The organism is Microbacterium sp. Leaf351 (genome assembly GCF_001423825.1).
In the GTDB taxonomy this organism is placed as follows: Bacteria; Actinomycetota; Actinomycetes; order Actinomycetales; family Microbacteriaceae; genus Microbacterium; species Microbacterium ginsengisoli.
The window spans coordinates 3171-5972 of the sequence record NZ_LMPK01000016.1 but is presented as its reverse complement, the minus strand read 5'-3'; the positions used below and the strand labels follow the sequence as shown (position 1 = coordinate 5972).

The window sequence follows — 2802 nt, the reverse complement described above, 5'->3', positions numbered from 1 at the left end:
GGGGCTTGCCCGTCGTCACGTCGTCGATGGTGACGAACACGTCGGGATGTGGGAACCGGGCGGCGTCGAGCCGAGCCGAGGCGATCGGGACGGAACCGGAGGTGACGATCGCCCGTCGGTCGGCGGGGATGCCGTCGAAGAAGGCCCGCGCGCCACGCACGGGCTCGAGGCCCTCGGCGTCGGTGACCTCGAGGTCGGTCACGTGCGCGAGGCCCTCGGCCTGCAGCGACGGCGGCAGGAGGCGGGAGATGAGGGTGCGCGCCGGCTGGCCGTGGTTGTCGTGCAGCGCCTGCATCGAGACGTCGTAGTGCTCGGCGAACCGGCGCCAGGAACGGATCACCGACGCGGTCGAGTCGATGAGGGTGCCGTCGAGGTCGAACAGCACGGCGTCGAACGTGCGAGCGAAGACCGCAGCGTCCCGGTCGAGGTCGCTGCGGATGCCGAGCGCGGGGAGGAGCCGAGTGACCTGCTGCGCGGTGGACAGCTCGGCGTCGATGGGGATCACCGGCACGGCCGGCGCCGGTGGCAGGGTGTCGTCGCGGTGGGCGTCGCGTCGTTCGCCGCGGGCCGCACGTCGTGCCGCGAACAGCGAGGCGTCGCCGCGCAGGTGGATGACGACGACCTCCGCGGGGGCGACGGCGTCGAGCAGCGCGGCCCAGTCCGCACCGCCCGTGAGCTCCGCGGTGAACGGCGCGACGAGCACGGCGGCGCCCGCGGTCGCGACCGCGTCGGCGGCGACCGCGCGCAGGGCGGTGTAGCGGCCGACGCGGATCCGCGCGGCGTGCGGCGAGGCGAGCCAGTGCCCGCCCAGCGCCTCGTCGGGGAGGGCGTCGAGCAGCGGTGAGGTGACCGAGTCGAGGTCGACGAGGGGCGCGCCGAGGCGGGTCGCGAGTGCGCGTCCGAGTGTCGTCTTCCCGGATCCCGCGACGCCGGCCACGACGATCACCCGAGGATTTTCCATTTGACACGTGGAGCGCATACGTCCACGATAGTCGTATCAAGTCACCGGTGTCATGCTTGATTTTCCGGGACTTCCCCCATCCTCGCCTTGACCTCGACGAAGAGTCGAAAGGACGGAGAACGCGTGACGCAGCCTCTGCGCGACGACCCCGCCGCCGCGGCATCCGGCCTGCTCGCCGGCATCGACCTCGGCAGCACCGGCATCAAGATGCTGGTGCTCGACGCGCACGGCTCCGAGCTCGTCAGCGACCAGGTGCCGACACCCTGGCGGGTGGGCCCGGGCGGCACGACCGAGATGGATGCCGCGGCCCTCACCGCCGCGCTCGCCACCCTCTTCGCGCGGGTCGACGACGCCCTCGCGCCGCTCACCGCCGCGCCCGTGGTCGCCCTCGGCATCGCCGGCATGGGGGAGACCGGGATGGTCGTCGACGCGACCGGCACCGCGGTCGCCCCCGGGTTCGCGTGGTTCGACCCGCGCGGCGTCGACCAGATCGCCGCCTTCCCCGCCACCGTGCGCGAGGAGTTCGCGGGCCGCACCGGGCTTCCGCTCGGCGCGCAGGTCACCGTCGCGAAGCTCGCGTTCCTGCGGGACAGCGGGGTCGAGCTGAGCGGATGCCGCTGGCTGAACCTCCCCGAGTTCGTGGCCGCATCGCTCGGCGGCGACGAGGCCCTCGAGTACTCCCTCACCTCCCGCACCGGCCTGCTCGACCAGGACGCCGAGGCGGCCTGGCCCGAGATGCTCGACGTGCTCGGCATCGACGCCGGGTTCCTCCCGCCCCTGCGCGGCGGCGGCGAGTCGTGGGGACGCGTCGCGACGGCGTTCGGCCCGCGCTTCGCCGGGGCCGAGCTCACCGTCGCCGGACATGACCACCTCGTCGCGGCGGAAGCCGGCGACGCCCTCGCCGCCGACAGCTATCACGTCTCCCTCGGCACGGCCGAGGTGCTGCTGCGCGTGCTCGACGGTCCGCTCGGATTCGACGCCCGTCAGCGCCTCGCGGACGCCCTCATCAACGAGGTCGCGCACGTCGTCCCCGGCAAGCACGTGCTCGTCGCCGGCGTGAAGACGGGCCTCCTGCTGCGGCGGGCCCTGGGAGCTGCGGGCATCTCCGACCGGGCGGGACGCGACGAGCTGGATGCCGCGGTGATGGCCCTCCCGTACGAGGGATCCCTCCCGGACGGCGCGATCGAGGTCAGCGGAGCTCGCAACGACGACGGCGTGCTGCGCATGACCCTGCACGCCGACGGCGTCTCGCCCGCCGAGATCTTCGGAGCCGTGCTGCGCCACAGCAACGACGAGATCGCCCTGCTCGTTCAGGCGATGGACCGCGAGGTGCCGCCCGCCACCCGCACCCGGCTCACCGGGGGCTGGGTCGGGATGCCCTCGGTCGTGCGCGCCCGCGCCCAGCTGCTTCCCGACGTCACCGTCTCCACCCGCGAGCAGGACACCGCGTACGGCGCAGCCCGTGTGGCCGCGCGCCTCGTGTCCGCATCCCCCGCGGCGACACCGACCACCCCCTAGAGCCTGCGGACGTGGCATCCGCCCGTCTGCCATCGACCCCCACCAAGGAGCACCCCATGAACGAACTGACCACGCTCGAGCGCCGCGCCCTCCAGTCGATCTCGACCCCGGACGGCAACATGCTCATCGTCGCCGCCGATCAGCGCAACGGCATGAAGGCGGCCATCAAGGACGCCCCGCACGGCTCCGACGCGATCACCCGCGAGGAGCTCGCCGAGGTCAAGGCGGACCTCGTGCGCCACCTCGCCAACCACGCCCCGGCCATCCTGCTCGACCCCGAGGTCGCGCTTCCCGGGATCGTCGACGACGGTGTGCTCTCGCGC

At 73.4% G+C, this 2802-nt stretch carries 3 protein-coding genes; 2 read left to right on the top strand and 1 reads right to left on the bottom strand.

Annotated elements, in window-relative coordinates; all coding sequences use genetic code 11:
• Positions 1-961: HAD family hydrolase (locus tag ASG00_RS14450; RefSeq protein WP_235559400.1), on the bottom strand; the 961-nt coding region annotated here is incomplete at its 3' end.
• A gap of 123 nt (positions 962-1084) precedes the next feature.
• Between ASG00_RS14450 and ASG00_RS06790 the strand changes: the two genes are divergently transcribed.
• Both ASG00_RS06790 and ASG00_RS15725 read left to right on the top strand, forming a co-directional pair.
• The gene (locus ASG00_RS06790) at positions 1085-2479 is read left to right on the top strand and encodes an FGGY family carbohydrate kinase (RefSeq protein ID WP_200930879.1); all 1395 of its coding nucleotides are present in this window, start codon (positions 1085-1087) and stop codon (positions 2477-2479) included.
• 56 nt (positions 2480-2535) lie between these two features.
• On the top strand, positions 2536-2802 hold a 267-nt coding region (locus tag ASG00_RS15725), incomplete at its 3' end, for a hypothetical protein (RefSeq protein ID WP_200930878.1).